This is a genomic window from Pseudomonas sp. NMI760_13 (assembly GCF_021283245.1).
In the GTDB taxonomy this organism is placed as follows: domain Bacteria; phylum Pseudomonadota; class Gammaproteobacteria; order Pseudomonadales; family Pseudomonadaceae; genus Aquipseudomonas; species Aquipseudomonas peradeniyensis.
Map to the genome: position 1 here is coordinate 63,167 of NZ_JAJSRC010000001.1, position 25,947 is coordinate 89,113.

Here is a 25,947-nt window from a genome sequence, read left to right on the forward strand (position 1 = left end):
CTTAGCAAGCTATTTATCCACCGGATAGCGTTTTTCTCTTAAGACTCTTCCACTATATTCTTGAGCTCCCTTGCTCCTGCGACCCGAGGATCCTCATGCAATTCAAGCCAGCCGTAACCGCCCTGGTTTCCGCCGTGGCCCTGGCAACCCTGCTCAGTGGCTGTAAGAAAGAGGAAGCCGCGCCAGCGCCCCAGGCTCCTCAGGTCGGCGTCGTGACCGTGCAACCGCAAGCCTTCACCCTGACCTCGGAACTGCCGGGGCGCACCAGCGCCTACCGTGTGGCCGAGGTTCGTCCGCAGGTGAACGGCATCATTCTCAAGCGCCTGTTCAAGGAAGGCACCGACGTCAAGGAAGGGCAGCAGCTCTACCAGATCGACCCGGCCGTCTACGAGGCGACCCTGGCCAACGCCCAGGCCAACCTGCAGGCTACCCGCTCGCTGGCCGAACGCTACAAGCAACTGATCGACGAGCAGGCCGTCTCCAAGCAGGAATACGACGACGCCAACGCCAAACGATTGCAGGCCGAGGCCTCGCTCAAGAGCGCCCAGATCGACCTGCGCTACACCAAGGTGCTGGCCCCGATCAGTGGCCGCATCGGTCGCTCCTCGGTCACCGAAGGCGCCCTGGTGAACAACGGCCAGACCAACGCCATGGCCACCATCCAGCAGCTCGACCCGATCTACGTCGACGTCACCCAGTCCACCGCCGAGCTGCTCAAGCTGCGCCGTGACCTGGAAGGCGGCCAACTGCAGAAGGCCGGCGACAACGCCGCCCAGGTGCAGCTGGTGCTGGAAGACGGCAGCCTGTTCAAGCAGCAGGGTCGCCTGGAGTTCTCCGAAGTCGCGGTCGACGAGACCACCGGTTCCGTCACCCTGCGCGCGATCTTCCCCAACCCCGACCACACCCTGCTGCCCGGCATGTTCGTCCATGCGCGGCTCAAGGCCGGGGTCAACGCCAACGCCATCCTGGCCCCGCAACAGGGCGTGACCCGCGACCTCAAGGGCGCGCCGACCGCGCTGGTGGTCAACCAGGAGAACAAGGTCGAACTGCGCCAGCTCAAGGCCAGCCGCACCCTGGGTAGCGACTGGCTGATCGAGGAAGGCCTGAACCCGGGCGACCGTCTGATCACCGAAGGGCTGCAATTCGTGCGACCGGGCGTCGAGGTCAAGGTCAGCGAAGCCACCAACGTCAAGAAGCCGGCCGGCCCTGCTCAGGCCAACACGGCCAAAGCCGACGCCAAAGCGGAGTAAACCATGTCGAAGTTCTTTATCGATCGCCCGATCTTCGCCTGGGTGATCGCCCTGGTGATCATGCTGGTCGGCGCCCTGTCGATCCTGAAGCTGCCGATCAACCAGTATCCGAGCATCGCCCCGCCGGCCATCGCCATCTCCGTGACCTACCCGGGCGCCTCGGCGCAGACGGTGCAGGACACCGTGGTGCAGGTGATCGAGCAGCAGCTCAACGGTATCGACAACCTGCGTTATGTGTCGTCGGAAAGTAACTCCGACGGCAGCATGACCATCACCGCCACCTTCGAGCAGGGCACCAACTCCGACACCGCGCAGGTCCAGGTCCAGAACAAGCTGAACCTGGCCACCCCGCTGTTGCCGCAGGAAGTGCAGCAGCAAGGTATCCGCGTCACCAAGGCAGTGAAGAACTTCCTGCTGGTGATCGGCCTGGTGTCCGAAGACGGCAGCATGAGCAAGGACGACCTGGCCAACTACATCGTCTCCAACATGCAGGACCCGATCTCGCGGACCGCGGGCGTCGGTGACTTCCAGGTGTTCGGTGCGCAGTACGCCATGCGCATCTGGCTGGATCCGGCCAAGCTGAACAAGTTCCAGCTGACCCCGGTCGACGTGCGCACCGCCGTGGCCGCGCAGAACGTCCAGGTCTCGTCCGGCCAGCTCGGCGGCCTGCCGGCACTGCCGGGTACCCAGCTCAACGCCACCATCATCGGCAAGACCCGCCTGCAGACCGCCGAGCAGTTCGAGAAGATCCTGCTCAAGGTCAACAACGACGGTTCCCAGGTCCGCCTGGGGGATGTCGCCACGGTCGGCCTGGGCGGCGAGAACTACGCCATCAGTGCCCAGTACAACGGCATGCCGGCCTCGGGCCTGGCGGTCAAGCTGGCCACCGGCGCCAACGCCCTGGACACCGCAAAGGCGCTGCGCACCACCATCAGCGACCTGGAGCCGTTCTTCCCGCCGGGCGTGAAGGCCGTGTTCCCGTATGACACCACCCCGGTGGTCACCGAATCGATCAGCGGGGTGATCCACACCCTGATCGAGGCCGTGGTCCTGGTGTTCCTGGTGATGTACCTGTTCCTGCAGAACTTCCGCGCCACCATCATCACCACCATGACCGTGCCGGTGGTGTTGCTGGGTACCTTCGGCATCCTCGCCGCCGCCGGCTTCAGCATCAACACCCTGACCATGTTCGCCATGGTCCTGGCCATCGGCCTGCTGGTGGACGATGCCATCGTCGTGGTGGAGAACGTCGAGCGGGTGATGTCCGAGGAAGGGTTGCCGCCCAAGGAGGCGACCAAGCGCTCCATGGAGCAGATCCAGGGCGCCCTGGTGGGTATCGCCCTGGTGCTGTCGGCGGTACTGCTGCCAATGGCGTTCTTCGGCGGTTCCACCGGTGTGATCTATCGCCAGTTCTCCATCACCATCGTCTCGGCCATGGGCCTGTCGGTGCTGGTGGCGCTGATCTTCACCCCGGCCCTGTGCGCCACCATGCTCAAGCCGCTGAAGAAGGGCGAGCACCATGTGGCCAAGCGCGGCTTCTTCGGCTGGTTCAACCGCAACTTCGACCGCAGCGTCGTCGGCTACGAACGCAGCGTCGGCACCATCCTGCGCAACAAGATCCCGTTCCTGCTGGCCTACGCCCTGATCGTGGTCGGCATGATCTGGTTGTTCGCGCGCATCCCCACCGCGTTCCTGCCCGAGGAAGACCAGGGCGTGCTGTTCGCCCAGGTGCAGACCCCGGCCGGCTCCAGTGCCGAACGCACCCAGGTGGTGGTCGACCAGATGCGCGAGTATCTGCTCGACAAGGAAGCCGATACCGTGGCATCGGTGTTCACCGTCAACGGCTTCAACTTCGCCGGTCGTGGCCAGAGCTCGGGCATGGCGTTCATCATGCTCAAGCCGTGGGACGAGCGCTCGAAGGAGAACAGCGTGTTCGCCCTCGCCCAGCGCGCGCAGATGCACTTCTTCAGCTTCCGCGACGCGATGGTGTTCGCCTTCGCCCCGCCGGCGGTGCTCGAACTGGGTAACGCCACCGGCTTCGACGTGTTCCTCCAGGACCGCGCCGGCGTCGGCCACGCGAAACTGATGGAAGCGCGCAACCAGTTCCTGGCCAAGGCCGCGCAGAGCAAGATCCTCAGCGCCGTGCGTCCGAACGGGCTGAACGACGAGCCGCAGTACCAACTGACCATCGACGACGAACGCGCCAGTGCCCTGGGCGTGACCATCGCCGACATCAACAACACCCTGTCGATCGCCCTGGGCGGTAGCTACGTCAACGACTTCATCGACCGTGGCCGGGTCAAGAAGGTCTACATCCAGGGCGAGCCAAACTCGCGGATGAGCCCGGAAGACCTGCAGAAGTGGTACGTGCGCAACGGCAAGGGCGAGATGGTGCCGTTCTCCTCCTTCGCCAAGGGCGAATGGAGCTATGGCTCGCCGAAGCTGTCGCGCTACAACGGCGTTGAGGCGGTCGAGATCCTCGGTACCCCGGCACCGGGCTACAGTACCGGTGAGGCCATGGCCGAAGTCGAGCGCATCGCCGGCGAACTGCCAACCGGCATCGGCTTCTCCTGGACCGGCATGTCCTACGAGGAAAAACTCTCCGGCTCGCAGATGCCGGCGCTGTTCGCCCTCTCGGTGCTGTTCGTGTTCCTGTGCCTGGCAGCGTTGTACGAAAGCTGGTCGATCCCGATCGCGGTGGTGCTGGTCGTGCCGCTGGGCATCATCGGTGCACTGCTCGCCACCAGCCTGCGCGGGTTGTCCAACGACGTGTACTTCCTGGTCGGCCTGCTGACCACCATCGGCCTGGCGGCGAAGAACGCCATCCTGATCGTCGAATTCGCCAAGGAACTGCACGAACAGGGCAAAAGCCTGTACGACGCGGCCATCGAGGCCTGCCGTATGCGTCTGCGCCCGATCATCATGACCTCCCTGGCGTTCATCCTCGGCGTGGTACCGTTGACCATCGCCAGCGGCGCCGGCGCCGGCAGCCAGCACGCCATCGGTACCGGTGTGATCGGCGGCATGATCAGTGCGACCGTGCTGGCGATCTTCTGGGTACCGCTATTCTTCGTCGCAGTGTCGTCGCTGTTCGGCAGCAAAGAGCCGAAAGAACACGCCACCCCTGAAACTCCACGTTATGAGGCTGGGCAATGACCAAGTCTTTGTTGTCCCTGGCGGTAACCGCCTTCATCCTCGGCGGCTGCTCGCTGATCCCCGACTACCAGACGCCTGAGGCGCCGGTGGCGGCGCAGTGGCCGCAAGGCCCTGCGTACTCGCCGACCGAGTCGGCCAACGTCGCCGCGGCCGAGCAAGGCTGGCGCCAGTTCTTCCACGATCCGGCGCTGCAGCAGCTGATCCAGACCTCGCTGGAAAACAACCGCGACCTGCGCGTCGCGGCGTTGAACATCGACGCCTACCGCGCCCAGTACCGTATCCAGCGCGCCGACCTGCTGCCGGCCGTGACGGCCAATGGCAGCGGCAGCCGCCAGCGGATGCCGGCCAACATGTCGCAGACCGGCGAATCCACCATCAGCAGCCAGTACTCGGCCACCCTCGGTGTCAGCGCCTATGAGCTGGACCTGTTCGGCCGTGTGCGCAGCCTGACCCAGCAGGCCCTGGAAACCTACCTGTCCAGCGAGCAGGCGCGCCGCTCCACGCAGATCAGCCTGGTGGCCAGCGTGGCCAACGCCTACTACACCTGGCAGGCCGACCAGGCGCTGCTGAAGCTGACCGAAGAAACGCTCAAGACGTACGAAGAGAGCTACAACCTGACCCGCCGCAGCAATGAGGTGGGCGTGGCTTCGGCGCTGGACCTGAGCCAGGCCCGCACCGCCGTCGAAGGCGCGCGGGTCAAGCTGTCGCAGTACCAGCGCCTGGTCGCCCAGGACCTGAACAGCCTCACCGTGCTGGTGGGCACCGGCGTGCCGGCCACCCTGCCCAAGCCGCTGGAGCTCAATGCCGACCAGCTGGCCGAAGTGCCGGCCGGCCTGCCGTCCGACATCCTGCAACGTCGTCCGGACATCCAGGAAGCCGAGCACCTGCTCAAGGCCGCCAACGCCAACATCGGCGCCGCCCGCGCCGCGTTCTTCCCGAGCATCAGCCTGACCGCCAACGCCGGTACCCTGAGCCCGGACATGGGCGGGCTGTTCAAGGGTGGTTCGGGCACCTGGCTGTTCCAGCCGCAGATCAACCTGCCGATCTTCAACGCCGGTAGCCTCAAGGCCAGCCTGGACTATTCGAAGATCCAGAAGGACATCAACGTCGCCAAGTACGAGAAGACCATCCAGACCGCCTTCCAGGAAGTCGCCGATGGCCTGGCCGCACGCAAGACGTTCGAAGAGCAGTTGCAGGCGCAACGCGACCTGGTGGCGGCGAACCAGGACTACTACCGCCTGGCCGAGCGTCGCTACCGCATCGGCATCGACAGCAACCTGACCTTCCTCGACGCCCAGCGCAACCTGTTCAGCGCCCAGCAGTCGCTGATCGGCGATCGCCTGTCGCAGCTGGTCAGCGAGGTCAACCTGTACAAGGCCCTCGGTGGCGGCTGGTACGAACAGACCCAGCAGCAGGCCTCGATCCAGACGCCGAAAGGCTGATTGGAGCGGTAACGGCATCAAGCCCACCCTTGCGGTGGGCTTTTTGTTTTTTGGCTGACTGCCAGGGCCCTTTCGCGGGTAAACCCGCTCCCACAGGGGGAATGCAGCGTCCTGTGGGAGCGGGTTTACCCGCGAAAGGGCCAGCACAGTCTGCACCGGCTACCAGCGCCAACATATGGTTCGATAATCGCCCCATTCCGCGTTCCACGAATTGCCTCGCCCCCACCCTCCCCCGCACCATCGCCCACGCAACGTTGCACAAGCTCTCTCTAAAGACGCCCGACCCTGCGGCCCGCACCCGCAGCGCACCGGCTCGCCCAATAAAAACAAGAGATCCACGACAGATGAGCACTTTGCAACCCGCACGCCAGCTGCTGCCGGGCCTGTTGGCCCTGTCCTGCGCCTTGCCCGCCGTCGCCGCCGAAAGCGGTTTTCTGGAAGACGCCAAGGCCAGCCTCAACCTGCGCAACTTCTACATCAACCGCAACTTCGTCGACCCGGCCAACCCCCAGGGCAAAGCCGAGGAATGGACCCAGAGCTTCATCCTCGACGCCCGTTCCGGCTTCACCCAGGGCACCGTCGGCTTCGGTGTGGACGTGCTGGGCCTGTACTCGGTCAAGCTCGATGGCGGCAAGGGCACGGCTGGCACCCACCTGCTGCCGGTGCATGACGATGGCCGCCCGGCCGATGATTTCGGCCGCCTGGGCGTGGCCTTGAAAACGCGCCTGTCGCAGACCGAGCTCAAGGTCGGCGAGTGGATGCCGGTGCTGCCGATCCTGCGCTCGGACGATGGCCGCTCGTTGCCGCAGACCTTCCGCGGCGGCCAGCTCACCTCCAAGGAGCTCGACGGCCTGACTCTGTATGCCGGCCAGTTCCGTGGCAACAGCCCGCGCAACGACGCGAGCATGGAAGACATGTTCATGCAGGGGCGCGCCGGCATCACCTCCGACCGCTTCAACTTCGCCGGTGGCGAATACAGTTTCAACGACAAGCGCACCATGGTCGGCCTGTGGGACGCCCGCCTCAAGGACATCTACCGCCAGCAGTACCTGAACCTGGTGCACAGCCAGCCCCTGGGCGACTGGACCCTGGGCGCCAACCTGGGCTACTTCCTCGGCAAGGAAGACGGCAGTGCCCGTGCCGGTGACCTGGACAACCGCACCGCCTCGGCCATGCTCTCGGCGCGCTACCAGGGCCACACCTTCTACATCGGCCTGCAGAAGGTCAGCGGCGACGATGCCTGGATGCGGGTCAACGGCACCAGCGGCGGTACCCTGGCCAACGACAGCTACAACGCCAGCTTCGATAATGCCCAGGAACGCTCCTGGCAGGTGCGCCATGACTTCAACTTCGTCACCGTGGGCATCCCCGGGCTGACCCTGATGAACCGCTATATCAAGGGTGACAACGTGCATGCCGGCGGGGTGGACGATGGCAAGGAGTGGGCCCGCGAGACCGAGCTGGCCTATGTGGTGCAGGCCGGGACGTTCAAGGACCTGTCGGTGAAATGGCGCAACTCGACCATGCGCAGGGACTTCAGCAGCAATGCGTTCGACGAGAACCGGTTGATTGTCAGTTATCCGCTGAACCTGCTTTAGCAGGTCTGGCCTCTTCGCGGGTAAACCCGCTCCCACAGGGACAGCACAGCCTTGGAGTCCAGTGTTATACCTGTGGGAGCGGGTTTACCCGCGAAGAGGCCGGTGGCCACACTAAAGAATCTAAAGGAATATATAAATCAAATAACATTCTTTGACGTTATATATGGCAACCCGCTAAAACCGAGCCCTGATCCCCGCACCAGAGCCCGAGCATGGACCTCCGCCAACTGCGCTATTTCATCGCCCTCACCGAATACCGCAGTTTCGTCCGCGCCGCCGAAGCCATGGGCATCACCCAACCCGCCTTCAGCCGCGCCATCCAGAACCTCGAGCAGACCTTCGGATGCGCCCTGGTTGATCGCGCCAACAAGTCACTGCCCCCTACCCCCGAGGGGCAGGTGGTACTGCAACACGCCCGCCGCCTGGTGCAAGGCGCGGCGCAGTTGAACAACGACGTGCTGCAGATGACCAAGCTCGATGCCGGCGAACTGCATTTCGGCAGTGGCCCGGCCCTGGCCGTGCGCCTGGTGCCCCAGGCCCTGCAACAGTTCATCGATCGCCACCCAGGCATCCGCACCGCGCTGCTGGTGGACAACGCCGAACGCCTGAGCCAGGCGCTGCGGCGAGAGCAAATCGAGTTCTTCGTCGATGACGTGCGCCCCTTCGAGGCCGATCCGAACTTCCACACCGAAGCGCTGACCCCGCGCCCCGGCCTGTTCTTCTGCCGCCCGGGTCACCCATTGCTGGCCAAGGACAGCCTGTCGACCAACGACCTGTTCGCCTACCCACTGGCCAGTGCGCTGCTGGCGCCGGGCGTGCGCAAGCGCCTGGCCAACCTCAGCGGACGCAGCGACTTCACCCCGCACCTGCAGACCGAGCACCTGGCGGTGCTGCGCAGCGTGGTGCTGGCCAGCGACGCCATCGGCACGGCCAGCGAGGAGGCGGTGGCCGAGGACCTGGCCACCGGCGATCTGGTGCGCCTGCACTGGCGCAACCTGCCGCCGGGCCTGGAGGTCCTCAGCGTGCGCTGCGGGGTGATCAGCCGCAGCGGCTATCGCCTGTCACCGGCGGCGCGGGCGATGATCGACACCCTGGTCAGCCTGGATGCTGCCCCATCGCCCGCAGACGCCGGGCATCGACAATCTCCACCTCGCCATAGCCCAGGCGCACCACGCCGGACTGCTCGAAGCTCCTGAGGATCTGGTTGATGGTCTGGCGCGACAGCGACAACATCAGCGCCAGCTGTTCCTGGGACACCTGCAACCGCCACTGGGCGACATCGCGCTCGCCATAGCCTTCGGCCATCTGCAGCAGGCGCTGGGCCACCCGCGGCGCGGCGGCCAGCAGGCTCTGCTGCTCCAGGGCAACGAACACCCAGCGCAACTTGTGGCTCATCAACAAGGCCAGGTCGCGCCAGTGCACAGGCTCGCGCGCCAGCCACTCGAGCAGCGGCGCCTGGGGGATCCACAGCAGGCGCGTCGGCCCTTCGGCATAGGCGTCGTGGGTACGCGGCTGGCCATCGAACAGGCTGATCTCGCCAAACCAGTGGGGCGACTCGACCAGCGTCAACAGTGCCTCCTTGCCTTCGCTGCTGACCGCGCCGACCCGCATCGCCCCCTCCAGCACCGCATACAGGCCACAGGGCGCATCACCGCGCTGGAACAGGCATTGCCCCGGCGCCAGCTCACGCGCACGGCCCAGGGCCAGCAGGCTATCCTGAACGGTAGCGGGCAATTGCCGGAACCACTGGCCATGCAGCAGCTGGGTACGCGGGTCGTGCATGGCGCCTCGCAAAACGAACTCTGTCGGCCAGGCGACAGACGACGGTGACTGAACAGGGGCAAGCTGCGCTCACCCCTGATGGAGGAACAACAATGAAAAACCTCGTCGAGCACCTGAGTCAATACGCGGCCTACCACCGCGATCCGCGCAACATCGCCACTCACTTCATCGGCATTCCGCTGATCGTGCTGGCCGTGACCATCCTGCTGTCGCGCCCCGGCTGGGACCTGGCCGGCGTCTGGCTGTCGCCGGCCCTGCTGCTGGCGGGCTGGTCGGTGTGGTTCTACCTGCGCCTGGACCTGCGCATCGGGCTGGTGATGGGCCTGCTGCTGGGGCTGTGCCTGTGGGCCGGCCAGGCGCTGGCCGTGCAGAGCACCGGGTTGTGGCTGAGCGCCGGGCTGGGGGCGTTCGTGGTGGGCTGGATCATCCAGTTCGTCGGACACTGGTATGAAGGACGCAAGCCGGCGTTCGTCGATGACCTGAGCGGGCTGATCATCGGGCCACTGTTCGTGGTGGCGGAGCTGGCGTTCATGGCCGGGCTGTGCCCTGAGCTGAAAAAGGCCGTGGAGGCCAATGCCGGGCCGGTGGCCATCCGCCAGAAGAAAGCGGCGATCTGACCCCACCTCGAGGCCTGTAGGAGCGGCCTTGTGCCGCGAAAGGGCCGCAAAGCGGCCCGGCAGCTTCGGCGTCCCCCGCGATGGGGCTGCTGCGCAGCCCATTCGCGGCACAAGGCCGCTCCTACAGGGAAGCGCGCAAGCCTACAGCCGCGACTCCACCCCCAGTTCATCCCACACCGACTCGGCCAGGTGGAACGTGGCGTTGGCCGCCGGGATCCCGCAGTAGATCGCGCTCTGCATGATCACTTCCTTGATCTCTTCGCGCGTCACGCCATTGTTGCCGGCGGCGCGCAGGTGCAGCTTGAGTTCGTCGTTGCGGTTCATGCCGATCAGCATGGCGATGGTGATCAGGCTGCGGGTATGCCGCGCCAGGCCGGGGCGCGTCCAGATATCGCCCCAGGCATGCCGGGTGATCATCTCCTGGAACTCGCCGTTGAAGTCGTTGAGCTTCTCCAGGCTGCGGTCGACATGGGCGTCGCCCAGCACCGCACGGCGTACCTGCATGCCCGCCTCGTAGCGTTGTTTCTCGTCCACGGTGTACTCCTCAGCGGCTCGACAGGAAGTCGAGCATACGGCGGCTGAACGGCGCGCCGATCTCGACATTGGACAGGTGCGCCGCCGCAAACTCCACGTACTCGGCGCCGAGGATGCCGGCCTGCATGAAGCGACCGTGCTCGGGGGTGGTCACCGCATCGGCGCTACCGGCGACAATCAGGGTCGGCACCTGGATCTGGTTGAGCTGGTCACGGAAATCGGCATCGCGCACCGCGGCGCAATTGGCCGCGTAGCCCTCCGGCGAGGTCTGCGCCAGCATCTGGCAGATACGCAGGGTGCGTTCCGGCTCGGCGGCGGCGAACGCCGGGGTGAACCAGCGGGCGATGGAGGCATCGCGCAAGTCGGCCATGGCCTGCCGGCCCCCCGCGAGCACGGTGTCGATGCGGGTGTTCCACACTTCGTCACTGGCGATCTTCGCCGCCGTGTTGCACAGCGCCAGGCTGAGCAGGCGGTTACCCGCGTTTATGCCCAGCCACTGACCGATCAGGCCACCCATGGACAGGCCGATGAAATGGGCCTTCTCGATATCCAGGGCATCAAGCAGGGCCAGCACGTCGCCACCGAGTTGCTCGATGCTGTAGGGGCCCTCGGTGACCAGCGAACCGCCATGCCCCCGGGTGTCGTAGCGCAGCACACGGAAATGTTCGGCCCAGGCCGGGATCTGCGCATCCCACATGTGCAGGTCGGTGCCCAGCGAGTTGGACAGGACCAGCACCGGCGCATCGTCCGGACCGTCGAGTTGGTAATGCAATGCGCCATCGGCCAGTTGCAGGTGCGCCACAGCGGTCTCCTTTCAGGCAGTGAATCGTTGATGTTCGGCCACGGCGCGTGCCACCCAGACACGCGCCTGGCCGAGGTAATGGGCAGGGTCGAGCAGACGGTCGAGCTCCTCAGCGGACAGTTCGGCGCTGACCTGCGGTTCGTCGCCCAGCACGGCACGCAGGTGGCGCCCCTCGGCCACGGCGCGCTGGCAGCATTGCTCCAGCAGGTGATGGGCACGCTCGCGCCCCAGGCGCTGGGCGAGCACGATACTGACCGCCTCGGCCAGCACCAGGCCCTGGGTCAGGTCCAGGTTGCGGCGCATGCGGGCGGCGTCCACCTCCATGCCCTCGGCTATCAGCTGCGCCTGGCGCAGGGCGCCGGAGACCAGGCAGCAGATTTCCGGCAGGGTTTCCCATTCGGCATGCCACAGGCCGAGGCTGCGCTCGTGCTCCTGGGGCATCGCGGTGAACAGGGTCGAGACCAGCCCCGGCACGCGGGTGGCGGCACCGATCAGCACCGCCGCGCCCACCGGGTTGCGCTTGTGCGGCATGGTCGAGGATCCGCCCTTGCCCGGCGCGCCGGGCTCGAACAACTCGCCCGCCTCGGTCTGCATCAGCAGGCTGACATCCCGGCCGAACTTGCCCAGGCTGCCGGCGACCAGGCCCAGTACCGAGGCGAACTCCACCAGGCGGTCCCGCTGGGTGTGCCACGGCTGTTCGGGCAAGGACAGTTTCAGCTGCGCGGCCAGGGCCTCGGCCACCGGCAAGGCCTTGCTGCCCAGCGCCGCCAGGCTGCCGGAGGCGCCGCCGAACTGCAGCACCAGCAGGCGCGGGCGCAGTTCCTTGAGGCGCTGGCGATGACGGGTCAGGGCGCCAAGTACACCGGCCAGCTTCATCCCCAGTGTCACTGGCGTCGCATGCTGCAGCCAGGTGCGCCCCACCAGCGGCGTGTCGGCATGCTGCAGCGCCTGGCGGGCCAGGGTGTCGGCCAGCTTGCCGAGGTCGCGGTCGATCAGCGCCAGGGCGTCACGCAGTTGCAGCACCAGGCCGCTGTCCATCGCATCCTGACTGGTTGCGCCCAGGTGCACGTAGCGCTCGGCCTCGGGCACGCCGCTGGCGACCACCTTGCCCAGGGCCTTGACCAGCGGAATCGCCGAGTTGCCGGCAATGGCGATGGCATCGGCCAAGGCACGCACGTCATAGCGCTCGGCCTTGCAGGCCGCCTCGATGGCGCTCACCGCGGTGTGCGGCACCAGTCCGGCACCCGCCTCGGCACGGGCCAGGGCGGCCTCGAAATCGAGCATGCCCTGCAGCCGGCCACGGTCGGAGAAGATCTCGCGCATGGCCGGCGCGGTGAAGTAGGCATCGAACAGTTGGTTGCTCATGCAACGTCCTTAGTGATCATGGTGCAGGTACGCCGCTTGCTTGGGCAGGCGCAGGCTGAACAGGAAGGCCACCGCCATCATCGCGGTCACGTACCAGTAGAAGGTGTTCTCCATCCCTAAGGTTTTCAAGCCCAGTGCCACGTATTCGGCGGAACCGCCGAACACCGCGTTGGCCACGGCATAGGCCAGCCCTACCCCCAGCGCACGGACCTGCGGGGGGAACATCTCGGCCTTCACCAGGCCGCTGATGGAGGTGTAGAAGCTGACGATGCACAGCGCCAGGGTCACCAGCACGAAGGCCATGAACGGGCTGCTCACGGTCTTCAGCGCCATCAGCAACGGCACGGTGAAGATCGTCCCCAGGGCGCCGAACAGCAGCATCGAATTGCGTCGGCCAATGCGGTCGGAGAGCATGCCGAACACCGGCTGCAGGATCATGAACACGAACAGCGCGCCGGTCATGACGAAACTGGCGCTCTTGGCGTTCATGCCGGCGGTGTTGACCAGGTACTTCTGCATGTAGGTGGTGAAGGTGTAGAAGATCAGCGAGCCACCGGCGGTGTATCCCAGCACTGTGATGAAGGCGGCGGCATGGTTGCGAAACAACCCGCTGATGGTGCCGGCGTCCTTGTCCTGGCGGGTCTCGGCGCTGCTGGTCTCCTTCAGCGAGCGACGCAGCATCAGCGAGATCAGCGCGGCGATGGCGCCGACCACGAACGGGATGCGCCAGCCATAAGCGCGCAGCTCATCCTCGCTGAGCAGTTGTTGCAGGATCACCACCACCAGCACCGCCAGCAATTGGCCGCCGATCAGGGTGACGTACTGAAACGAGGCGAAGAAGCCGCGCTGGCCGCGCAAGGCCACTTCGCTCATGTAAGTGGCGGTGGTGCCGTACTCGCCGCCCACCGACAGGCCCTGGATCAGCCGTGCCAGGAGCAGCAGCGCCGGTGCCCAGGCGCCGATGCTGGCGTAGGTGGGCAGGCAGGCGATGATCAGCGAGCCGCCGCACATCATCAGCACCGAGATCATCAGCGAATTCTTGCGCCCGTGACGGTCGGCCAGGCGGCCGAAGATCCAGCCACCGATGGGGCGCATCAGGAAGCCTGCGGCGAACACACCGGCGGTGTTGAGCAACTGCACCGTGGGGTCGTCGGAGGGGAAGAAGGCCGGGGCGAAGTAGATCGCGCAGAAGGCATAGACATAGAAGTCGAACCATTCGACCAGGTTGCCCGACGAGGCGCCGACGATGGCGAAGATCCGCTTGCTGCGTTCTTCGCCGGTGTAATAGCTGGAAGTCATGGTGTTTTTACTCCTGGGAGGTCACTGCAAAGTCTAGACATACCCAGTAACAATCTCGTTCCCTGCCGGACATGGATCCCTGTAGGAGCGGCCTTGTGCCGCGAAAGGGCTGCGTAGCAGCCCCCGGCGGTATTCGCGTTGGAACACAAGTCTCGGGGCCGCTGCGCAGCCCTTTCGCGGCACAAGGCCGCTCCTACAGGGGGCGAGTCCAACTTCAGACCCGCTCGATGGCCAACGCCAGGCCCTGACCGACGCCCACGCACATGGTCGCCAACCCCTTGCGCCCACCGCTCCTCTCCAGCTGATGCAACGCCGTCAGCACCAGGCGCGCCCCGCTCATCCCCAGCGGGTGCCCCAGGGCGATCGCACCGCCGTTGGGATTGACCTGTGGCGCATCGTCCGCCAAGCCCAGCTCGCGCAGCACCGCCAGCCCCTGGCTGGCAAACGCCTCGTTGAGCTCGATGACATCGAAATCTGCCACCGCCACACCCAGCCGCTCGGTCAGCTTGCGCACCGCCGGCACCGGGCCGATACCCATCACCCGTGGCGCCACGCCGGCACTGGCCATGCCCAGCACCCGGGCGCGTGGCGTCAGGCCATGCTTTTTCACCGCCTCGGCCGAGGCCAGGATCAATGCAGCGGCGCCATCGTTGACGCCCGAGGCATTGCCTGCGGTAACCGTCTTGTCAGGGCCATTGACCGGTTTGAGCCTGTTCAGCGCCTCCAGCGTGGTGTCCGGGCGCAGATGCTCATCCTGCTCGACCACCGTCTCGCCTTTCTTGTGGGCGATACGCACCGGCACGATCTCTTCGGCGAAGTAACCGGCAGCCTGCGCGGCGGCGGCCTTCTGCTGGCTGCGCAGGGCAAAGACGTCCTGATCGGCGCGCGACACCTGGTAGTCGTCAGCGACGTTGTCGGCGGTCTCGGGCATCGAGTCCACGCCATGCTGCGCCTTCATCAACGGGTTGACGAAGCGCCAGCCGATGGTGGTGTCCTCGAGCTTCATATTGCGCGAGTAGCCGCTCTCGGCCTTGCCCATCACGAACGGCGCGCGGGACATCGACTCGACGCCACCGGCAATGGCCAGTTCCATCTCGCCACTGGCGATGGCACGAAAGGCGGTGCCGATGGCGTCCATGCCCGAGGCGCACAAACGGTTGAGGGTCACGCCGGGAATGCTTTGCGGCAGGCCGGCCAGCAGCAGCGCCATGCGCGCCACGTTGCGGTTGTCCTCGCCGGCCTGGTTGGCGCAACCAAGGAACACTTCGTCGAGCAGCTCCCACTGCACCTGCGGATTGCGCTCGACCAGCGCCTTGAGCGGCACCGCCGCCAGGTCGTCGGCGCGCACACTGGCCAAGGCGCCGCCGAAGCGGCCAATGGGGGTGCGGATGGCGTCGCAGATAAAGACGTCACGCATCAGGCTTCTCCTGCCGTCTGGCCATGGGCGGCGGCGGTGCGCGCTTCGAGGTCGCGCAGGGCGGACAGCTCGACATCGCTGGGTGCCGCGGTCTGCTGCACGTCGTCGGCGAAGCGGATCGCCCAGCCGGTGGCGGCAACGATCTGCTCGCGAGTCACGCCCGGGTGGATCGATGTGACCACGAATTCATGGGTGCCCGTTTCCGGCTCCATGATGCACAGGTCGGTGATGATGCCGACCGGCCCCTCGCCGGGCAGGCCAAGGCGCTTGCGCGAGTCGCCGCCTTCGCCGTGGCCGACCGAGGTGATGAAGTCGAGCTTGTCGACGAACGCCCGCGGCGACTGCTTGAGGATGATCAGCACCTGCTTGGCGGAACCGGCGATCTCCGGTGCACCGCCGGCACCCGGCAGGCGAGTCTTCGGCGCATGGTAGTCGCCGACCACCGTGGTGTTGATGTTGCCGAAGCGGTCGACCTGGGCCGCACCGAGGAAGCCGACGTCGATGCGCCCGCCCTGCAGCCAGTAGCGGAAGATCTCGCCGGTCGGTACCACGGTGTCGGCGGTTTCGGCCAGCTCGCCGTCACCGATGGACAACGGCAGCACGCTAGGCTTGGCGCCGATCGGGCCGGACTCGTAGATCAGCACGACATCGGGCGACGAGGTCAGGCGTGCCAGGTTGGCGGCCTTGGACGGCAGGCCGATGCCGACGAAGCACACGGCACCGTTGCGCAGGCGACGGGCCGCCGCGACGGTCATCATTTCGGAAGTGGAGTAGCTCATTGCGCGGCCTCCGCGGTGCTGGCCAGCTTGGCCTGGAATTCGGTGAAGTCCCGGGTGCCACGGATGAAGGTGTCGATCCAGGCGGTGAACGACTCGCGGTTGCGGGCGATCGGGTCCCAGGCCTGGTAGAAGCGGTTGTCGCGCTCGTAGTAGCCGTGGGCGTAGGACGGGTGGGCGCCGCCGGGCACCAGGCACACCGCGCTGAGCGCCCAGGTCGGCAGCACACAGGCATTCATCGGCGCATTCAGGTCATCGACGATCTCTTCGACGGTGACAATGCAGCGCTTGGCCGCAAGAGCCGCCTCCTTCTGCACGCCGAGGATGCCCCACAGCAGCACGTTGCCCTTGCGGTCGGCCTTCTGCGCATGGATCACGGTGACGTCCGGGCGCACCGACGGCACGGCGGCAAGCACCTCGCCGGTGAACGGGCAGGTGACGCTCTTGATCAGCGGGTTGACCTTCGGCAGGTCGGAGCCGGCGTAGGCACGCAGCACCGCGAACGGCAGGCCGGAGGCGCCGGCGACATAGGCGTTGGCCAGGTCGGCGTGGCTGTGTTCCTCGATCTCGATGGCGTGCGGCCACTGCTTCTCCACCGCGTCGCGCAGGCGATGCAGCGAACCGACGCCGGGGTTGCCGCCCCAGGAGAAGATCAGCTTGCGCGCGCAGCCGGCACCGATCAGCTGGTCGTAGATCAGGTCCGGGGTCATGCGCACCAAGGTCAGGTCGCGCTTGCCCTGGCGGATGATCTCGTGACCGGCCGCCGTCGGAATCAGGTGGGTGAAGCCTTCGAGGGCGACGCTGTCGCCATCCTGGATGAACTGCTTCACGGCCTCGTGAAGCGAGAGGATTGCTGCCATTGGAGACTCCTGGTCAGGTCGAGTCGAGTCAGTGAGCAGCGGGCCATTGCGTCGCTGCGATGGGCCCAGATTAAGGAGGTTGCCGGGGCGGGTACAATCCGATAATCGCACTTTCGTGCGATTATCGAACCATTTGTTACTCTGCTATTTAACGCGCCCCAATCGCCTCAGGTCGCGTCGGCGTGGCTCACCAGCCCCTTCACCACTACGCCGATGGTGGCCAGCGCCGCCGGCACCAGCAGCGCGGTCAGCACCTGCTCGAAGGTCCACCCCAGCCCCAGCAGCGTCGCCCCGCTCCAGGCACCGAGGATCGCGCCGAAGCGACCGATCCCGAGCATCCACGACACCCCGGTGGCGCGCCCCTGGGTCGGGTAGAACCGCGCCGCCAACGACGGCATGGCCGATTGCGCGCCGTTCACGCACATGCCGGCGACCAGCACCAGCGTGGCCAGCAAGGTGATGTTGCCCAGGCTCTGCCCCACGGCATAGGCAAACACACCCGCCAGCAGGTAGAAGACGCCGATCACCTTGTGCGGGTTGAAGCGGTCCATCGCCCAACCCACGGCCACCGCGCTGAGCACGCCGCCGAACTGGAACAACGCGCCGATGAAGGCGGCCTGCTCCATGCTCGCGCCGCTGTCACGCATCAGGGTCGGCAGCCAGCTGGTCAGCAGGTAGACGATCACCAGGCCCATGAAATAGGTCAGCCACAGCAGCACGGTGCCCAGGCCATAGGTACCCGAGAAGATCACCGCGAACACGTTGCGCGCCGCCACCGCCTTCTGCTCCGGCACACTGAAGCTCGCGGCCTGTGCCACCAGCGCCGGAGCAATCGGCGCCAGGGTCCGGCGCACCTTCTCGGTGCCACGGTTGCGCACCACCAGGAACCGCGCCGACTCCGGCAGCCAGACCAGCAGCACCAGTGCCAGCAGCAACGGCAGCACCCCGCCGATCACCAGCAGGCTGTGCCAGCCGTAGGCCGGGATCAGCTTGGCCGAGATGAAACCGCCCCCGGCCATGCCCAGGTTGAAGCCACAGAACATGCTGGTCACCAGCAGCGACTTGAGCCGCTCCGGGGTGTACTCGGAGAGCAAGGTGGTGGCATTGGGCATGCCTGCACCCAGGCCCAGGCCGGTCAGAAAGCGCAGTACCAGCAACTGGTCGACATTGGTCGCGTAGGCCGAGGCCAGGCTGAACCCGCCGAACACCAGCACCGCCCCCACCAGCACGCCCTTGCGCCCGAAGCGGTCGGCCAGCGGGCCGGAGCCGAGGGCGCCGAAGACCATGCCGATCAGCGCGGCGCTCATCACCGGGCCGAGACTGGCGCGGTCGATGCCCCATTCCTGGGACAGCGCCGGGGCAATGAAGCCCATGGCGGCGGTGTCCAGGCCATCGAGGAAGACGATCAGGAAACACAGGATCACCACCCGCCATTGATAGCGCGACAGCGGTTGGTCGTTGATGAGGGACTGGACATCGAGGCAGTTGCCGACAGCGGATTGTGGCTTGTTCATTGTTGTTATCCGGGAGTTGGGCACAGGCAGGCTACCGCGCATCGCTGATGCGCAGGAACAGCAAACGGTGGATACGGCGAACTGGATCAGCCGGCGTGCAGCAGCACTGCGCGCGGGTGCGGCCGCGACAGCGAAGGGAAGGTCTTCATGGAGGATGCCCTCGGGCCTGTTGTTATTGTCCGGTCGGCGAAGCCGACTCGTGCGACAGACATTAATCAGCAGGCGTGGGTGGCGCAATTCGCCGGGAACGACACTGTGCGTTTATCGAACACAAAGCGCCCGGTTCCTGTGCGAGCAACTGTCATGTGCAAACTCCACTCCCACAGGTACTGCACAACGTCTGAGACAGTGGGGATCCCGTGGGAGCGGCTTCAGCCGCGAACACCGGCGAAGCCGGTGCCACAGGATTGTGCGCAGGAATGAGGAGCGTCTGTGCAGATCAGCCAAACAACTGGTGACACAGGTCCTGGCTGGCCGCCAGCAGGATCGGCAGGAAACGCTGCTCCAGTTCCCCACGGCTGACCCGACCGACATGGGTACTCACGTTCAACGCCGCCAGCACCTGCCCCGAGGCGTCATAGATCGGCACGGCAATCGAACGCAGGCCCTGCTCCAGTTCCTGGTCGACCACGCACCAGCCCTGCTCGCGCACTTGCTGGATGCAGGCGAACAGCGATGCCGGATCGTGCAGGGTACGGCTGGTCCGCGCCTTGAGGTCCGCCCGCTCCAGATATTCGTGCAGGCTGGCGTCATCCAGCGCCGCCAGCAGGATGCGGCCCATCGACGTGCAATAGGCCGGGAGCCGCCCACCGACCGACAGGTCGACCGAAATCAATCGCTCGACCGTGGCCGAGCGCGCTATATAAAGGATGTCGTCGCCCTCCAGCGTGGCCATGTTGGCCGCCTCGTGGAGCTGGTCGCTGATCCGGTCGAGGTAGGGCTGGGCCGATACCGCCAACGGCGTGGACGACAGGTAGGCATGGCCAAGGGTCAGCACCTTGGGCAACAGCGAATAGGTTCGCCCGTCGGTGGTCGCGTAGCCAAGCTTCATCAGCGTATGCAGACAACGCCGCACCGCCGCCCGGGGAATTTCCGTGCGGTGGCTGATCTGGGCAATGGTCAGATGGCGCTTGCGCTCCTGGAACGCCTGGATCACCGCAAGGCCACGAGCCAGGGAGGTCATGAAATCCGGATCGCCGGTGAAGGCCTGGATGCGCTTGGCCGCAGACGCCACGATCGGCGGTGCCAGGGTGGGGCTGGTATTGCGCGCGGGCTCGTTCGCTGGCGGGCCGCTGGTTTCTTCGCTCATGGACATGCCTCAAAAAAATCGCTACCTCGTTCGATTATCGAACGAACGGCCGATAATCGCAATTGACCGCTGACACTTTTGCTTATACCTTTCCCCTGCCACATGTGGCTTCTTTGGAGAGACTGGTCAGGTACCCACCGTAGAAGTCCCAGGCAACGGCCTCGCCTCCCAGCGAGGCCGTTTTCATTTCCGACACCCATCGGCAAACTTGCCTACCACAACAACTTGAACTTTCAGCAGTCCGCTCGGACAAACCCTCTGTCCGCAAAGAATAACTTCAGGACTATTGTCAATGGCGGGTAAAGAACGATAGCCTTCGAATTGCCGATTGCTATAATCGGCTCATGTTGATTGTCTGCGCTGTATAACGGATCCAATCGACAAACTTTCGTTGCCTTCCTGACGCCTGCCCGCTGCCTGAGCAGTGGCTTGTCGTGTGGTGCGCCGCAGGTCGCCCTCCCACACTCTGTCCTTGCAGTGCAACGATGTGTTCGCGTTGCTGAATTTCCACATCCTGCGTGTGTATTTAGCGGCTGACGCCCAACTTCAACCTATTCAGGTATTACTGTGACGAAAGAAGAACTGCGCGCGGAACTCGAGCGCCAGGCCGAACGTTACAAGGATGTTTACGGTGGTGAAGTCACCACCTATGCCGCACAACCCGACCCGGAACGCAAACCCTGGCGTAAACGCGCCAGCATTCTCGACCAGGCCTTCGCCCAGGAAATCGAGAAGATCGAAAAGGAACTGCGCAGCGACGGCGAGTGAAGTCACACGATGTCATGGCGCCGCTATCGAGCAACGGTTGCGGCAAGGCATCCTGGGTGAAAATGCTCGATATGAAATGGAATCACACAAATTTCATACAAGCGTTTAAATTGCGGGCTCTCTACGAAAATCGTCTCAAATCGCTGATTTTTCTGAAATTTATCGATTTTTTACGACGTTTTTGCGCGAAAGCTCACCTGCGCCATGCAGGTGCGGGGTCGTCATTCCCCTGCCATCGGTCAGTGGCGGGTGCATCGATTGCCATGGTTTTCTGGCATAATCCGCCCCCCCTAAGACCGCCAGACAACCTTCATGATCGATTTATTCAGCGGACTGGATGCCTGGGTTATCGTGAGCCTGACGCTCGCTCTGACCTTCGTGCTCGCATTCGAGTTCATCAATGGCTTTCATGACACCGCCAACGCGGTAGCCACTGTCATCTATACCAAGGCCATGCCACCGCACCTGGCCGTGTTCTTCTCCGGTGTGTTCAACTTCCTCGGGGTTCTGCTCGGTGGTGTCGGGGTGGCCTATGCCATCGTCCACCTGCTGCCGGTCGAACTGCTGATCAATGTGAACACCGGCCACGGCCTGGCCATGGTCTTCTCGCTGCTGGCCGCGGCCATCACCTGGAACCTGGGCACCTGGTATTTCGGTATCCCGGCCTCCAGCTCGCACACCCTGATCGGCTCGATCCTCGGCGTCGGCCTGGCCAACGCCCTGATCAGCGACATTCCGCTGGGCGACGGCGTCAACTGGCAGAAGGCGATCGACATCGGCATGTCCCTGGTGCTCTCGCCCATGGCCGGCTTCGCTGTCGCCGCCCTGCTGCTGATCGGCCTGAAATGGTGGCGTCCGCTGTCGAAGATGCACAAGACCCCGGACCAGCGCCGCAAGCTCGACGACAAGAAGCACCCGCCGTTCTGGAACCGCCTGGTGCTGGTGATCTCGGCCATGGGCGTGAGCTTCGTGCACGGCTCCAACGATGGCCAGAAGGGCATCGGCCTGATCATGCTGGTGCTGATCGGCATCGTCCCGGCCAAGTTCGTCCTCGACCTGAACAGCACCACCTACCAGATCGAGCGCACCCGCGACGCCACCCTGCACCTGAGCCAGTTCTACCAGCGCAACGCCGCGACCCTGGGCGAGTTCCTGGCGCTGGGCAAGGCGCAGGCAAGCGATCTGCCGGAACAGTTCAGCTGCAATCCGCAACAGACCGAGCCGACCATCACCGCGCTGCAATCGTCGCTCGCCGGGGTGACCGACTACCGCGCCCTGAGCGCCGAGAAGCGCGTCGAAGTGCGTCGCTACCTGCTGTGCCTGGACGACACGGCGAAGAAGGTCGGCAAACTGCCGGGCCTGCAGGCCCGTGAAAAGGCCGACCTGGAGAAACTGCGCAAGGACCTGACAGCCACCACCGAGTACGCACCATTCTGGGTGATCGTCGCCGTCGCCCTGGCCCTGGGCCTGGGCACCATGGTCGGCTGGAAGCGCGTGGTGCTGACCGTTGGCGAGAAGATCGGCAAGCAGGGCATGACCTATGCCCAGGGCATGTCGGCACAGATCACCGCAGCCTGCGCCATCGGCATGGCCAACGTGTTCAGCCTGCCGGTGTCCACCACCCACGTGCTGTCGTCAGGTGTCGCCGGTACCATGGTCGCCAACAAGAGCGGCCTGCAGGGCGGCACCGTGAAGACCATCCTGCTGGCCTGGGTGCTCACCCTGCCGGCAACGATGGGCCTGGCCGCCGGCCTGTTCTGGCTAGCCACCAAGGCCATTGGCTGAGTGGTACGGCAATAGAAGAAGGCGCCCTCGGGCGCCTTTTTCGTGGGTATTTCTTCGCGGGTAAACCCGCTCCCACAGGGCAGTGGGATATCCCTGTGGGAGCGGGTTTACCCGCGAAGAGGTCGGTACAGGAAACTCAACGCTTCCTGCCCCCCAACAACGACCCCATCAACCCACGCACCAGCTGCCGCCCCAATTGGTTGGCCGCCTGGCGCACCGCCGACTTGATGGCCTGCCCCGCCGCGCTCTGCAGGAACTCACCGGCCTTGTCGGCGAAGCTGTCCTCATCGGCCTTGGCCTGGGGCGCCGGCTCCACCGGCTCGCCCTTGCGCTGGGTAAGCATTTCATAGGCCGACTCACGGTCCACCGGCTTGTCATAGCGCCCGGCCAGCGGCGATGCCGCGATCAGGGCCTGCCGCTCGACTGCGCTCAACGGCCCGATCCGCGACTGTGGTGGCGCGATCAGCACCCGCTGGACCATGGCCGGCGTGCCCTTCTCTTCCAACGTCCCGACCAGCGCCTCACCAATGCCCAGTTCGGTCAACACCGCCAGGCTGTCGAACGCCGGATTGGGGCGGAAACCATCGGCCACGGCGCGCAGCGACTTCTGCTCCTTGGCGGTGAATGCCCGCAAGCCATGCTGGATGCGCAGCCCGAGCTGGGCCAGCACCGCATCCGGCAGGTCGCCTGGTGACTGGGTGACGAAATATACCCCCACACCCTTGGAGCGGATCAGCCGCACCACCTGCTCCAGACGGTCCTGCAACGCCTTGGGCGTGCCGTTGAACAGCAGGTGCGCTTCGTCGAAGAACAGCGCCAGCACCGGCTTGTCGGCATCGCCACGCTCCGGCAGTTGCTCGAACAGTTCGGCCAGCAGCCACAGCAGGAAGGTCGCATAGACCTTGGGCGCGTCATGCACCAGGCGGCTGGCATCGAGCAGATGGATACGCCCGCGACCATCGCCTTCGGGGCGCAGCAGGTCCTCCAGTTGCAGCGCCGGCTCGCCGAACAGCGCCTCGGCGCCCTGCTGCTCCAGGGTCGCCAGGCGGCGCAGCAAGGCCTGCGTGGAGGCGCTGGTCATCAAGGCGCTGTCCTCGCCCAGCAGCTGGGGATTGTCCTTCAGGTGCGCGAGCAGAGCCTTGAGGTCTTTCAGGTCGAGCAGCAGCAGGCCTTCGCGGTCAGCCACCTTGAACGCCGCATACAAGGCGGCCTGCTGGCTGTCGGTGAGCTCCAGCAGATTGCCCAGCAACAACGGTCCCATTTCGCTCAGGGTGGTGCGCAAGGGATGCCCCGATTGCCCCGCGATATCCCAAAGACTTACCGGATAAGCCTGGGGCTTGTGGTTCAGCCAGGGCATGCCGGCGATCCGCTCGGCCACCTTGCCCTGGGGCGCCCCGGCCGCGCCGAGGCCGCACAGGTCGCCCTTCACATCCGCGGCGAATACCGCGACCCCGGCATCGCTGAACAGCTCGGCCAGGTGTTGCAGGGTGACCGTTTTGCCGGTGCCGGTTGCCCCGGCCACCAGGCCATGCCGGTTGGCCAGGCGCATGGACTGGAATACCGGCTGACCATCAGGACCTGCTCCTACTACCATTCGTAAGGAATCTGACATCTTCTTTCATCCCCTGCTCAAGTTCCGCCGCGTGACAGCCGATATTTCAAAATGATTCTACCCAGAAAGACAGTAACAACCCGAAAAGGACCCACGGGAATTGTTGCACTGTTTTCCAGCCGTGCTTTGTGCGAACGACCCGATAAAAAACCTTAGCGGACACGATCACGTTATGAATAAAAGCCTTCGTTTCAGCCACAAGATTCTTCTGGCGGCATCACTGATCGTGATACTCGCCTTCAGCCTATTCACCCTGTACAACGATTATCTCCAGCGTAACGCCATTCGCGAAGACCTGGAGAACTACCTGGCTGAGATGGGCGAGTCCACCTCCACCAATATCCGCAACCTGTTCGAAGGGCGCATCAAGCTGGTCGAGAACGTCGCCCAGAACATTGCCCAGTACCCACAGAACACCGGCACCCTGCTGGGCCAGAACGCGCTGACCTCGAGCTTCCAGACCATCTACCTGGGCCAGCCCGACGGCACCTTCACCGTGCGCCCGGACACCAAGATGCCTGACGGCTACGACCCGCGCGTGCGCCCCTGGTACAAGGACGGCCTGAACGCCAACGGCCCGATCCTCACCGAACCCTACATTGACATGGCCACCAACGAGCTGGTCATCTCGATCATCAGCACCGCCTCGCGTTCGGTCGGCGTGGTCGGCGGCGACCTGGCCCTGGACGGCCTGGTGCAGATCATCAACTCGCTGAACTTCGGCGGCATGGGCTACGCCTTCCTGGTCAACGACCAGGGCAAGATCCTGGTGCACCCGGACAAGAACCTGGTGATGAAGACGCTGTCGGACCTGTTCCCGCAGAACACGCCGAGGCTGTCCAGCAACCTGACCGAAGTGACGCTCAACGGCGAAACCCGCCTGCTGACCTTCACTCCGGTCAAGGGCCTGCCTTCGGCCAACTGGTACATCGGCCTGTCGGTGGACAAGGACAAGGCCTTCTCGATGCTCAGCACCTTCCGCACTTCGGCGGTGATCGCCACGCTGGTGGCAGTGGTGATCATCATCGCCCTGCTCGGCCTGCTGATCCGCGTGCTGATGCAGCCGCTGCACACCATGACCCGCGCCATGTCGAACATCGCCGAGGGTGAAGGCGACCTGACCCGCCGCCTGGAAATCCACAACCACGACGAGTTCGGTATCCTCGGTACCGCCTTCAACCGCTTCGTCGAGCGCATCCACGGTTCGATCCGCGAAGTGTCCTCGGCCACCGAGCAGGTCAACGAAGTGGCACTGCGGGTGATCAGCGCCTCGAACTCGTCGATGAGCAACTCCGACGAGCAGTCCAACCGCACCAACAGTGTCGCCGCCGCCATCAACCAGCTCGGCGCCGCTGCCCAGGAGATTGCCGGCAACGCCGCCCAGGCCTCGCAGCATGCCAGCTCGGCGCGGCTGCTGGCCGAGGAAGGCCAGCAGGTGGTGCAGCGCAACATCGATGCGATGAACCGCCTGTCGGACCTGATCGTCACCTCCAGCGAGCATATCGAGACGCTGAACAACAAGACCGTCAACATCGGCCAGATCCTCGAGGTGATCACCAGCATTTCCCAGCAGACCAACCTGCTTGCCCTCAACGCCGCCATCGAGGCCGCCCGCGCCGGTGAGGCCGGGCGTGGCTTCGCCGTGGTCGCCGACGAGGTGCGCAACCTGGCGCACCGCACCCAGGAGTCGGCGCAGCAGGTACAGAAGATGATCGAGGAGCTGCAGGTCGGCGCCCGCGAGTCGGTCGACACCATGGGCCAGAGCCAGCGCCACAGCCAGGACAGCATGGACATCGCCAACCAGGCCGGCGAACGCCTGGGCAGCGTCACCCAGCGCATCGGCGAGATCGACGGCATGAACCAGTCGGTGGCCACCGCCACCGAAGAGCAGACCGCCGTGGTCGACTCGATCAACATGGACATCAACGAGATCAACATGCTCAACCAGGAAGGCGTCGAGAACCTGCAGGCCACCCTGCGCGCCTGCTCGGACCTCGAACAGCAGGCCGGCCGCCTCAAGCAACTGGTCGGCAGCTTCCGCATCTGACCTGAGCAAACGCG

Annotated in this window: 20 protein-coding genes and 1 pseudogene; 10 read left to right on the forward strand and 11 right to left on the reverse strand. The window is 65.1% G+C overall.

Annotated features, from left to right (window positions below; genetic code table 11):
* Positions 1-95: 95 nt before the first annotated feature.
* From ttgA to LU671_RS00305, 5 genes are all read left to right on the forward strand, one after another.
* On the forward strand, positions 96-1,250 hold the full coding sequence (ttgA, locus tag LU671_RS00285; protein ID WP_011535416.1) for a toluene efflux RND transporter periplasmic adaptor subunit TtgA: 1,155 nt from the start codon (positions 96-98) through the stop codon (positions 1,248-1,250).
* A 3-nt stretch (positions 1,251-1,253) separates the two neighbouring features.
* Positions 1,254-4,406, forward strand: a complete 3,153-nt coding sequence (ttgB, locus tag LU671_RS00290) for an efflux RND transporter permease subunit (protein WP_203647847.1) — start codon at positions 1,254-1,256, stop codon at positions 4,404-4,406.
* Positions 4,403-5,848 carry an AdeC/AdeK/OprM family multidrug efflux complex outer membrane factor gene (locus tag LU671_RS00295; RefSeq protein ID WP_232854635.1) on the forward strand — a complete coding sequence of 482 codons (1,446 nt, stop codon included), beginning with the start codon at positions 4,403-4,405 and terminating at the stop codon, positions 5,846-5,848. Before ttgB ends, LU671_RS00295 begins: the two co-directional genes overlap by 4 nt.
* A 344-nt stretch (positions 5,849-6,192) precedes the next feature.
* Positions 6,193-7,446 (forward strand): OprD family porin, encoded by a 1,254-nt coding sequence (locus LU671_RS00300; RefSeq protein WP_232854636.1) that lies wholly within the window; start codon positions 6,193-6,195, stop codon positions 7,444-7,446.
* Between the two features lie 212 nt (positions 7,447-7,658).
* Complete coding sequence (locus LU671_RS00305) at positions 7,659-8,642, forward strand: LysR family transcriptional regulator (RefSeq protein ID WP_232854637.1); 984 nt, start codon at positions 7,659-7,661, stop codon at positions 8,640-8,642.
* Here the strand turns inward: LU671_RS00305 and LU671_RS00310 are convergent.
* Complete coding sequence (locus LU671_RS00310; protein WP_203647850.1) at positions 8,542-9,228, reverse strand: Crp/Fnr family transcriptional regulator; 687 nt, start codon at positions 9,226-9,228, stop codon at positions 8,542-8,544. The two genes, LU671_RS00305 and LU671_RS00310, sit on opposite strands and share 101 nt — an antisense overlap.
* Positions 9,229-9,320: 92 nt before the next feature.
* Here LU671_RS00310 and LU671_RS00315 point away from each other — a divergent pair, with 92 nt between their 5' ends.
* Positions 9,321-9,845, forward strand: a complete 525-nt coding sequence (locus LU671_RS00315; RefSeq protein ID WP_232854638.1) for an Mpo1 family 2-hydroxy fatty acid dioxygenase — start codon at positions 9,321-9,323, stop codon at positions 9,843-9,845.
* Positions 9,846-9,986: 141 nt separating this feature from the next.
* On the opposite strand, the gene pcaC is transcribed toward LU671_RS00315, so the two are convergent.
* From pcaC to pcaR, 9 genes are all read right to left on the reverse strand, one after another.
* Positions 9,987-10,379, reverse strand: coding sequence for a 4-carboxymuconolactone decarboxylase (gene pcaC / locus LU671_RS00320; protein WP_203647852.1), 393 nt, complete (start codon positions 10,377-10,379; stop codon positions 9,987-9,989).
* A 10-nt stretch (positions 10,380-10,389) separates the two neighbouring features.
* Entirely contained in the window at positions 10,390-11,181 is a 792-nt protein-coding gene (gene pcaD, locus LU671_RS00325; RefSeq protein ID WP_232854639.1) for a 3-oxoadipate enol-lactonase, read from the reverse strand.
* A gap of 12 nt (positions 11,182-11,193) precedes the next feature.
* Entirely contained in the window at positions 11,194-12,546 is a 1,353-nt protein-coding gene (locus LU671_RS00330) for a 3-carboxy-cis,cis-muconate cycloisomerase (protein WP_232854640.1), read from the reverse strand.
* 9 nt (positions 12,547-12,555) lie between these two features.
* Positions 12,556-13,845, reverse strand: a complete 1,290-nt coding sequence (locus tag LU671_RS00335) for an MFS family transporter (protein WP_203647854.1) — start codon at positions 13,843-13,845, stop codon at positions 12,556-12,558.
* A 214-nt stretch (positions 13,846-14,059) separates the two neighbouring features.
* Positions 14,060-15,265, reverse strand: coding sequence for a 3-oxoadipyl-CoA thiolase (gene pcaF, locus LU671_RS00340; RefSeq protein WP_232854776.1), 1,206 nt, complete (start codon positions 15,263-15,265; stop codon positions 14,060-14,062).
* Positions 15,262-16,041 (reverse strand): CoA-transferase subunit beta, encoded by a 780-nt coding sequence (locus tag LU671_RS00345; protein ID WP_232854641.1) that lies wholly within the window; start codon positions 16,039-16,041, stop codon positions 15,262-15,264. Before LU671_RS00345 ends, pcaF begins: the two co-directional genes overlap by 4 nt.
* Positions 16,038-16,898: a CoA transferase subunit A gene (locus LU671_RS00350; protein ID WP_028690217.1), complete on the reverse strand. Its 861-nt coding sequence runs from the start codon at positions 16,896-16,898 to the stop codon at positions 16,038-16,040. The genes LU671_RS00345 and LU671_RS00350 overlap by 4 nt, the downstream gene beginning before the upstream one ends.
* A gap of 167 nt (positions 16,899-17,065) precedes the next feature.
* Positions 17,066-18,412 carry an MFS transporter gene (locus LU671_RS00355; protein ID WP_050703908.1) on the reverse strand — a complete coding sequence of 449 codons (1,347 nt, stop codon included), beginning with the start codon at positions 18,410-18,412 and terminating at the stop codon, positions 17,066-17,068.
* Positions 18,413-18,851: 439 nt separating this feature from the next.
* Positions 18,852-19,721: a pca regulon transcriptional regulator PcaR gene (gene pcaR, locus LU671_RS00360; RefSeq protein ID WP_232854642.1), complete on the reverse strand. Its 870-nt coding sequence runs from the start codon at positions 19,719-19,721 to the stop codon at positions 18,852-18,854.
* 567 nt (positions 19,722-20,288) lie between these two features.
* Between pcaR and LU671_RS00365 the strand changes: the two genes are divergently transcribed.
* Both LU671_RS00365 and LU671_RS00370 read left to right on the forward strand, forming a co-directional pair.
* Positions 20,289-20,489 carry a hypothetical protein gene (locus tag LU671_RS00365; RefSeq protein WP_050703906.1) on the forward strand — a complete coding sequence of 67 codons (201 nt, stop codon included), beginning with the start codon at positions 20,289-20,291 and terminating at the stop codon, positions 20,487-20,489.
* A 312-nt stretch (positions 20,490-20,801) separates the two neighbouring features.
* Positions 20,802-22,274: an inorganic phosphate transporter gene (locus LU671_RS00370; RefSeq protein ID WP_203647859.1), complete on the forward strand. Its 1,473-nt coding sequence runs from the start codon at positions 20,802-20,804 to the stop codon at positions 22,272-22,274.
* 136 nt (positions 22,275-22,410) lie between these two features.
* Here the strand turns inward: LU671_RS00370 and LU671_RS00375 are convergent, their stop codons facing one another.
* Positions 22,411-23,886 carry a helicase HerA-like domain-containing protein gene (locus tag LU671_RS00375; RefSeq protein ID WP_203647860.1) on the reverse strand — a complete coding sequence of 492 codons (1,476 nt, stop codon included), beginning with the start codon at positions 23,884-23,886 and terminating at the stop codon, positions 22,411-22,413.
* A gap of 172 nt (positions 23,887-24,058) precedes the next feature.
* Between LU671_RS00375 and LU671_RS29570 the strand changes: the two are divergent.
* Together LU671_RS29570 and LU671_RS29575 are read left to right on the forward strand one after the other, a co-directional pair.
* Positions 24,059-25,075: pseudogene (locus tag LU671_RS29570) on the forward strand (HAMP domain-containing protein); the annotation flags it as partial.
* Between the two features lie 93 nt (positions 25,076-25,168).
* Complete coding sequence (locus LU671_RS29575; RefSeq protein ID WP_373694313.1) at positions 25,169-25,933, forward strand: methyl-accepting chemotaxis protein; 765 nt, start codon at positions 25,169-25,171, stop codon at positions 25,931-25,933.
* The last annotated feature ends 14 nt before the right edge of the window (positions 25,934-25,947 follow it).

Excerpts from the sequence above, each read along its gene's own strand:
- ttgA (WP_011535416.1), top strand. The coding sequence starts at position 96 with ATGCAATTCAAGCCAGCCGTAACCGCCCTGGTTTCCGCCGTGGCCCTG.
- ttgB (WP_203647847.1), top strand. The coding sequence starts at position 1,254 with ATGTCGAAGTTCTTTATCGATCGCCCGATCTTCGCCTGGGTGATCGCC.
- LU671_RS00295 (WP_232854635.1), top strand. The coding sequence starts at position 4,403 with ATGACCAAGTCTTTGTTGTCCCTGGCGGTAACCGCCTTCATCCTCGGC.
- LU671_RS00300 (WP_232854636.1), top strand. The coding sequence starts at position 6,193 with ATGAGCACTTTGCAACCCGCACGCCAGCTGCTGCCGGGCCTGTTGGCC.
- LU671_RS00305 (WP_232854637.1), top strand. The coding sequence starts at position 7,659 with ATGGACCTCCGCCAACTGCGCTATTTCATCGCCCTCACCGAATACCGC.
- LU671_RS00310 (WP_203647850.1), bottom strand. The coding sequence starts at position 9,228 with ATGCACGACCCGCGTACCCAGCTGCTGCATGGCCAGTGGTTCCGGCAA.
- LU671_RS00315 (WP_232854638.1), top strand. The coding sequence starts at position 9,321 with ATGAAAAACCTCGTCGAGCACCTGAGTCAATACGCGGCCTACCACCGC.
- LU671_RS00330 (WP_232854640.1), bottom strand. The coding sequence starts at position 12,546 with ATGAGCAACCAACTGTTCGATGCCTACTTCACCGCGCCGGCCATGCGC.
- LU671_RS00335 (WP_203647854.1), bottom strand. The coding sequence starts at position 13,845 with ATGACTTCCAGCTATTACACCGGCGAAGAACGCAGCAAGCGGATCTTC.
- LU671_RS00345 (WP_232854641.1), bottom strand. The coding sequence starts at position 16,041 with ATGAGCTACTCCACTTCCGAAATGATGACCGTCGCGGCGGCCCGTCGC.
- LU671_RS00350 (WP_028690217.1), bottom strand. The coding sequence starts at position 16,898 with ATGGCAGCAATCCTCTCGCTTCACGAGGCCGTGAAGCAGTTCATCCAG.
- LU671_RS00355 (WP_050703908.1), bottom strand. The coding sequence starts at position 18,412 with ATGAACAAGCCACAATCCGCTGTCGGCAACTGCCTCGATGTCCAGTCC.
- pcaR (WP_232854642.1), bottom strand. The coding sequence starts at position 19,721 with ATGAGCGAAGAAACCAGCGGCCCGCCAGCGAACGAGCCCGCGCGCAAT.
- LU671_RS00370 (WP_203647859.1), top strand. The coding sequence starts at position 20,802 with ATGATCGATTTATTCAGCGGACTGGATGCCTGGGTTATCGTGAGCCTG.
- LU671_RS00375 (WP_203647860.1), bottom strand. The coding sequence starts at position 23,886 with ATGTCAGATTCCTTACGAATGGTAGTAGGAGCAGGTCCTGATGGTCAG.
- LU671_RS29575 (WP_373694313.1), top strand. The coding sequence starts at position 25,169 with ATGAGCAACTCCGACGAGCAGTCCAACCGCACCAACAGTGTCGCCGCC.